Source organism: Anabaena sp. CCY 9910 (genome assembly GCF_963920875.1).
Lineage (GTDB): Bacteria > Cyanobacteriota > Cyanobacteriia > Cyanobacteriales > Nostocaceae > Trichormus > Trichormus variabilis.
This window is the reverse complement of record NZ_CAWUDJ010000088.1, coordinates 1-6,919: the sequence shown is the minus strand read 5'-3', so window position 1 is coordinate 6,919 and position 6,919 is coordinate 1. Positions and strand designations below refer to the sequence as shown.

The following is a 6,919-nucleotide window of genomic DNA, read 5'->3' as shown; positions in this document are numbered from 1 at the left end:
TGACTCACTCTGATTTTGTATTTTCCTCTGCTTAGAGTGACAAATGAGGGTTAATAAGGGTGAGCATTGCTTGATTTTCGTTGACAGGCTTTGTTCCATGATAGTTAGGGATTGGGGAATGGGGGTTGGGGAATGGGGAATGGGGACTGGGAAATAGAAGATTTTATAATTTTTTCTGTTTGTGTAATCTTTTATGGATTGAGGATGAGAGCCAAATCCAAAATAAACCCAGGTAAGACATCTTCACCGGAAAGTTGGGGGGGTTGGTTAGCAGAAAAATTGATGGTTTCCACTTCAGCATCAGAGCGATAAATTTCTACTAAGGGTGTTTTGGGGTCAATGAGGAAACCCAAACGAGCGCCATTATCCCGATACTCCTGCATTTTGGCGCGCAATTTCTTTAAAGAGTCAGTTTCTGATCGCAGTTCAATCACAAAATCGGGACACAATGGCGGAAAGCGCCGCTTTTGTTCACTTGTCAACGCTTCCCAACGTTCTAATTTTACCCAAGCCGCATCAGGGGAACGAAATGCACCATTTGGTAAGCGAAATTCTGTCGAGGAGTCAAATACTTTGCCAAGTTTGGCTTGTCGATTCCATAAACCAAGTTGTAGGTTCAGGTCTGAATTTCTAATGCCGCTTTCGCCGCCTGTTGGGGGCATAATAATTAGTTCTCCTTCTGCCGTCAATTCAATTCGCCATTCGTCATTGGCTATGCACAGTTGATAAAACTGCTCATCCGTTAGACCTACGGCTGGTGGGATGTTGAGGGTGAGAGTTTCCATAGGTAATTTGCCAATCGGGTTTATTTAATTATGAGCGATCGCCTGAATGCTATCTTTAAACTCAGCTGTTCACATTAGGCTGAATATGCAGTTAAAAATAAAAATAGCAGATTGATCAAATCTGCTACGGTAGTATATAAAAATCTAGAATTTTTCTTAAATATCCATCAGTCACAAGTAATCATCGTTACCAGTTAGCTACGGCTTGAGCGATCGCATCCTTCGCCTCTGCTAAAGATTTTTCACGAGCATCATCACCTGTGTTCAGGTTCTCGGCATGAATAAAGGTAACATCTATCAGACCAATAAAACCTAAAATTGCTCGCAGATACGGTTCTTGATAATCGTAGGCTGCGTAGGGGGTTCCTGGTGGGTAAGTACCTCCACGGGATGTAATAACTAAGACTTTTTTGCTGCTGTCAACTAAACCTTTATAGCCGTTTGCATCAACAGTAAAGGTTCTGCCTACACGGACTATTTGGTCGATATAAGCCTTGAAGGTCGAAGGTATATTTAAGTTATACATCGGCACACCAAAAACGAGGCGATCGGCGGCTAGCAGTTCATCAATGAGGCTATTAGACACTTCTATCGCTGATTTGAGTTCAGGGGTGTGTGATTCTGGTGAAGAAAACGCCGCAGCAATCCAGGGTTCATCTACATGGGGAACAGGGTTGCGACCTAAATCCCGGTAAGTTACCGTATCACCAGGATGGGTATCTTTCCAAGATGTGATGAACTCGTAAGAGAGTTGGCGGGAAATAGAGCGATCGCCTCGTGGGCTAGAATCAATGTGGAGGATATTTGCCATAAGTAAATTATTTACCGTTACGCAGAGAATAGTTGTCGGTACTGAGTGCTGAGTTCAAAGATTATTTACAAAGGAGTCAGAATTTACTGACTCATTACTCACCACTCATCAATATATTTGTCAAGTTCAAAGATACTTGCTGAATCGACTTTAAACTATGTAAAGTTGATATGAAAAGTACGCACTTAAAAGTAAGCTACTTACTCCAAAGTAACTATGAAAGCTGAAGCACAAAAAGATGAAAAGCTAACTTGTGAAGTGGAAACCACTTTGAAGGTAATTGGCGGACGCTGGAAGGTTTTAATTATTAGAGAATTAATGTTAGGTGTCAAACGATTTGGGGAATTGCAGCGAGCCTTACCTGGAATTACACAAAAGATGCTTACCCAACAACTCCGAGAAATGGAAGACGACGGGATTATACATCGACAAGTTTATGCACAAATCCCCCCAAAGGTGGAATATTCTTTAACACCTTTGGGGGAAAGCTTACAGCCAATTCTTTATGCTATGCACGAATGGGGTGTAAAGCATTTAGCAAACAAATAATCACCAAAGCCAAAGTTATTTCAATTAGTTACTTTGCAAATATTCAATTGCTGCTTCTAATTTAGAGGGGTAGCTTTCAGCAAATCGTTCAAACCAAAGTCCTTCTGGAGAAAAGGGGTCGAGTTTTTCTAACCAATTTTGTGCTTGCTGTTTTAAAGCCTCTCGCTGTTTAGCTTTGATTTGCTCTTGTCGAAGTCTTTCCTGTTCTAGTTCTTGCTGTTTTCTCAGTTCCTCAGCCGCATCTTCAGCAGCAATATCTGCTTGAACCTCTGCCAATAGATTATCCATCATGGATGATGACTTGGGTTCAGAAGGACTAAAGGATTTGAAGATATTTGGTTGTTGTGTTTGTTCGTTCTCGTATTCAGCTTTGATTTGAGATAACAGCTTGTCTAGAGCATCCATAGCTAATCTGTAATAGCATTAAGTAGCACTTCGGAAAGACTCAAATCTTCCATATCTTCCATTGTAATAGTGTCACAGATATCAAATTTAGCACCAGCACCTTGCAATTCATCATCTAAAACTTTGAGAAAGCGGGTTGCTTGAGCATCTGAGCCGACTTGAATGAAGGAAATGGCTAATTCTTCATCTTTATCCATGCGGCGGGAGGCTTCGATGATGACCCTCATCACGGCCTTGCGATCGTCTGGTTCACCATCGGTAACTACTAAAATTGTCTCACCATTAGGCTTAGTTTTACCAGCACCTTTGCGTTGGAAATAATCATCAGTTGCGTGTTTTAGCACAGCAGCTAAATCAGTAGTTCCTGAGGGGTCATTTTCTTGAAATATTTGATTAACTTTAGCGGAGGTAACATTTTCATAGCGTTTAAATCTACCAGAAAAGACATATACAGTAATGCCATCTGGATCAAATTGTTCGCACTTACTAGCTAACGCCAAGGTAGATTCTTGTGCAGTTACCCATCTATTTCTACCACCCTTTTGATCAGGGGTAGCCATACTACCGCTTTTATCGATAATGAGAGTGTAATCACGATTTTCTAACATGATATTTGGTTTCACTAGTTGCTAATCAGTAATTGCATTCATTAACACATCTGCGAGGCTCATATCTTCTAAATCTTCCAGGGTGATGGTATCGCAAATATCGAATTTAGCACCAACGCTTTGCAATTGATCATCTAAAGCTTTGAGAAACTTAGTAGCTTGAGCATCTGAACCTACTTGAATGATGGAGATACCCAATTCTTCGTCCCGTTCCATCTGGCGAGTCGCATGAATGATGGTTTCAAATACGGCTTTGCGATCATCGGGTTCGCCATCAGTAATTACTAAAATTGTTTCGCCATTGGGTTTAGTTTTACCCGCAGCCTTGCGTTGAAAATAGTTATTCAAGGCATCTTGCAGTACACCTGCTAAGTTTGTTGTTCCGGCAGGGTCATTTTCTAAAAATATCTGGGCGACTTTAGCTGAGGTAACATCATCATAACGTTTAAATCTGCCGGAAAATAAATAAACAGTAATACCATCTGGGTCAAACTGTTCGCACTTTCTGGCTAAAGCTAGGGTTGACTCTTGGGCTATCTCCCATCTGCTTCTACCACCAGCTTGATCAGGGGTAGACATACTACCGCTTTTGTCGAGGATTAGTGTGTAGTCGCGATCGCTCATCATAATATTCCTTAAATTATTACCCTGCCGTTCTAGTCTAGTTCACACATCTCTGGTATAGGCAAAGACTTTAAGCTTTCGTAGCAATCCTTGTGATCTTTTCATCCTTGGTAGTGAAAATTGTGTTCAGACGACTGCCTGAGTAATCTGTCAATTAAAGTGAAGTAAGAAGTCTGTCAATATTAGGAGTAGCCATGTATGTACTGATTGGTGGAGCTGGCTTAGTGGGGTTGAGCCTGGCACAAAAACTAGTAGAACTGGGGCATACTGTTGCCATAATTGATATTGACCATACTGCCTGCCGTTACGCTCGTGAACAAGTGGGAGCAATGGCTTTTGAAGGTAGTGCGGTGAGTACAGAAGTATTGTTAGAAGCGGGAATCCGTAAAGCTGACGCTTTGGCGGCTGTTCTCAGAAATGATGCTTTAAATTTAGCAATGGTAACGCTGGCTAAACACTACGGTGTTTCCCATATTCTGTCACGGATGCGCCATTCCGATTTTGCTGAACCATTGCGCCTGGCGGGCGCTAACCATGTTATTAGTACTGTTGAACTTTCAGTTTCCACGATGGTGAATGCAATCGAGTTTCCACAAGTGGAATCAATGATGCACTTTGAGCAAGGACAGATTGAGGTTTTAAAAATTTCTATTCCCAACAGTTGTTATGTAGCCAATCGTAGCCTAGCTGAAATTGCTCAGGATTCTCGCTTTCCCACAGGTTCCCTCATTATTGGCTACCAACCCCACCCCCACGAAGATTTGGTAATTCCCAATGGTAGTACCGTACTAGAATCGGGTTCAACTATATTAATTGCGACCAAACCAGGTTCTCTGCATCAAGTGATTGACTTTATCGAAGGATGTAAATAGTTTGATGAAGTTGTGCCGACATTTTTGTTTAGCGATCATATTAATGCTTCTTGTGTCTTGTGAATCAACCAAGACGACCCCAAAGTCTTCAACAAAAAATACTTTGGCGACCCCATCCCAAAAGGTGGTGACTCTAGAAAAAAATTTTCAGATAGCAATGGGACAGACTATCTATGTTCCTGTCTATTCCCATATTTATCATTACAATCGTCAGGAGGTTTTTAATTTAGCCGCTACACTCAGTATTCGCAACACAGACTTGTCAAAGCCAATCATTATCACTTCTGTGCGTTACTATGACTCCAATGGAAAATTAGTTAAGCAATATTTAGAACGTCCGATTCAAGTTGATGCCCTGGCTTCTACTGATTTTTTCATCAATAAAAGTGATACCAGTGGAGGTTTAGGCGCAAACTTTATTGTCGAGTGGATAGCTGCAACGGCAGTCTCAGAACCGATAGTGGAAGCAATCATGATTGGTACTGACTTTCAGCAAGGAATTTCTTTTACTAGTCCTGGTAAAGTCATTAAAAGTCAAAATAAACCTGTGGAATAACTATTAATCATCGTCCAGTTGCAGCAACTTTTCATCAATAGTTTGTATCCGGTTCTGCCCAATATCTTGGGAGAGAATTCGTTTACGCATTGCTTCTGTGAGCGCGCCTTTTTCCGCTAGCAGTAAACGCCGACGGATAGAATCCAGTTTGCCAAGTGCGCCACCTTTATGATCAAAATCATCTGAACGGCGATTATAGAACTCTCGTAAAGTTTTTTCTGCACCTGCTACTTGTACTTGGTAAGCTGAACGCATTTCCTCATATACAGCTTTTGGTAACACTCCCGTTTTCAGCAGGGTATCTAATTCGTCTTGTGCGGCTTTGGCTGTGATTAGTTGGGCTTGTAATTCTTCAACCTGTTGCTGTGAATGTGAAAATTTGGATAATTTTAAACGTTTGACTAACAATGGCAAGCTTAATCCCTGTCCCACCAAGGAAACGAGGACACAACCGAAGACTATAGTGATTAGACTTTCCCGTCCTGGCAGTGTGGTAGGTAAACTTAACGCCAAAGCCATTGACAGTGAACCTTTAATGTTGCCTAAAAACAGTAAGTGTTGCCAACGCAGTGGAATTGGTCTGTCAAACCAACGAACTCCTGCGAGTAAAGGATAGATTGTCAAAACTCGCCCGACTTGATAAGCCAAAACTGCCAGTAGAATTGCAGGCAAAGTTTGCCAAAGCGTTACTAGGTTGATTTCTACGCCAATTAGCAGAAAAATAAAGGTGTTAGCAGTAAAACTGGCATATTCCCAAAAACTCAATAAGGTGATGCGACTGGAGGCAGAAGTATTCCCAGACAGCCCAAAATTTCCGAAAATTAAACCAGCGACAACTACAGCTACAGCACCGGATACGCCTAAAAATTGTCCTACCTGAAAAGTTCCTAAGGCAACTGCCACAGTCAGCAGTAGGCTGCTTAGGGGATCATCTAAACGGTTAAATACAGGTATGCTCAGGTAGCCTAAGACTAAGCCAACAAGACAGCCACCCACGGAAATAAACAGCAGTTGTTGGATTCCCTCTATTAAGGTGAGCGAACCAGTCGAATATACTTGCAAAATCAGATTGAAGGAAACTAAGGCCGCAGCATCGTTGAATAAAGTTTCTCCTTCAACGATGGTAGAAAGGCGGGAAGGTACTGGTATTTCCTTAAATACGGCAATCATGGAAACTGTATCCGTGTTTGCCAGAATTACTCCTACAAGGAAAGCTGGTATCCAACTCAGTCCCAGCCCAAATTTTAACAAGATAGCGATAATAGCACTGGAAAGTATAGCCCCTGGCCCTGCCAGCAGGGCAATTGGTTTAAAGGTGCTACGTAAGCGACTGACATCGGTATTGATGCCGGCTTCAAAGATGAGAATTGGGAGGAAAAGATTTAAAACGAGTGCCGGGTCTAAACCAATTGGACGGGACAAAAGTTCAGTTATAGGTAAACCTGCTAATACTAATCCTGTGACATAAGGAACTCGCAATCGCCGAGATAGCAGCGCTACACCTGTGGCAACGAGTAGGAGAATAATGGAAATCTTGATTAACTCGGTAACATTCACGAAGATACGGAGAATTTATATGGTGTTCAATCAATCTTTTTAGGATACAGCCAGTTTGAAAACATCCCAAGGGATGAGACGTTTTCATGAGATTAACAATTACGCCTAATGTGAATTAAGAAAAAAGGCGGGAGAAGTAAGAAGATGAAAGT

At 41.7% G+C, this 6,919-nt stretch carries 9 protein-coding genes; 3 read left to right on the top strand and 6 right to left on the bottom strand.

The annotated features are described in order from the left end of the window. Window positions 1-191 precede the first annotated feature (191 nt). The gene (locus ACM5QX_RS29150) at window positions 192-785 is read right to left on the bottom strand and encodes a Uma2 family endonuclease (protein WP_414756696.1); all 594 of its coding nucleotides are present in this window, start codon (window positions 783-785) and stop codon (window positions 192-194) included. Between the two features lie 187 nt (window positions 786-972). After that, window positions 973-1,596 (bottom strand): FMN-dependent NADH-azoreductase, encoded by a 624-nt coding sequence (locus ACM5QX_RS29145; RefSeq protein WP_414756695.1) that lies wholly within the window; start codon window positions 1,594-1,596, stop codon window positions 973-975. Window positions 1,597-1,812: 216 nt separating this feature from the next. Between ACM5QX_RS29145 and ACM5QX_RS29140 the strand changes: the two genes are divergently transcribed. Further along, window positions 1,813-2,145 carry a winged helix-turn-helix transcriptional regulator gene (locus ACM5QX_RS29140; RefSeq protein WP_190570117.1) on the top strand — a complete coding sequence of 111 codons (333 nt, stop codon included), beginning with the start codon at window positions 1,813-1,815 and terminating at the stop codon, window positions 2,143-2,145. Between the two features lie 24 nt (window positions 2,146-2,169). Here the strand turns inward: ACM5QX_RS29140 and ACM5QX_RS29135 are convergent, their stop codons facing one another. Genes ACM5QX_RS29135 through ACM5QX_RS29125 form a run of 3 tightly spaced genes read right to left on the bottom strand, consistent with a single transcriptional unit; the run spans window position 2,170 to window position 3,785 of the window. After that, on the bottom strand, window positions 2,170-2,550 hold the full coding sequence (locus tag ACM5QX_RS29135) for a salt stress protein, Slr1339 family (protein ID WP_190570119.1): 381 nt from the start codon (window positions 2,548-2,550) through the stop codon (window positions 2,170-2,172). 2 nt (window positions 2,551-2,552) lie between these two features. After that, window positions 2,553-3,158: a vWA domain-containing protein gene (locus ACM5QX_RS29130; RefSeq protein WP_190570121.1), complete on the bottom strand. Its 606-nt coding sequence runs from the start codon at window positions 3,156-3,158 to the stop codon at window positions 2,553-2,555. Between the two features lie 21 nt (window positions 3,159-3,179). Beyond that, on the bottom strand, window positions 3,180-3,785 hold the full coding sequence (locus ACM5QX_RS29125) for a vWA domain-containing protein (protein WP_414756694.1): 606 nt from the start codon (window positions 3,783-3,785) through the stop codon (window positions 3,180-3,182). Between the two features lie 191 nt (window positions 3,786-3,976). Between ACM5QX_RS29125 and ACM5QX_RS29120 the strand changes: the two genes are divergently transcribed. After that, window positions 3,977-4,654, top strand: a complete 678-nt coding sequence (locus tag ACM5QX_RS29120) for a potassium channel family protein (protein ID WP_414756693.1) — start codon at window positions 3,977-3,979, stop codon at window positions 4,652-4,654. 4 nt (window positions 4,655-4,658) lie between these two features. After that, window positions 4,659-5,210: a DUF3124 domain-containing protein gene (locus ACM5QX_RS29115; protein ID WP_414756697.1), complete on the top strand. Its 552-nt coding sequence runs from the start codon at window positions 4,659-4,661 to the stop codon at window positions 5,208-5,210. 3 nt (window positions 5,211-5,213) lie between these two features. Here the strand turns inward: ACM5QX_RS29115 and ACM5QX_RS29110 are convergent, their stop codons facing one another. Beyond that, window positions 5,214-6,767 carry a cation:proton antiporter gene (locus ACM5QX_RS29110; RefSeq protein WP_414756692.1) on the bottom strand — a complete coding sequence of 518 codons (1,554 nt, stop codon included), beginning with the start codon at window positions 6,765-6,767 and terminating at the stop codon, window positions 5,214-5,216. Between the last annotated feature and the right edge of the window lie 152 nt (window positions 6,768-6,919).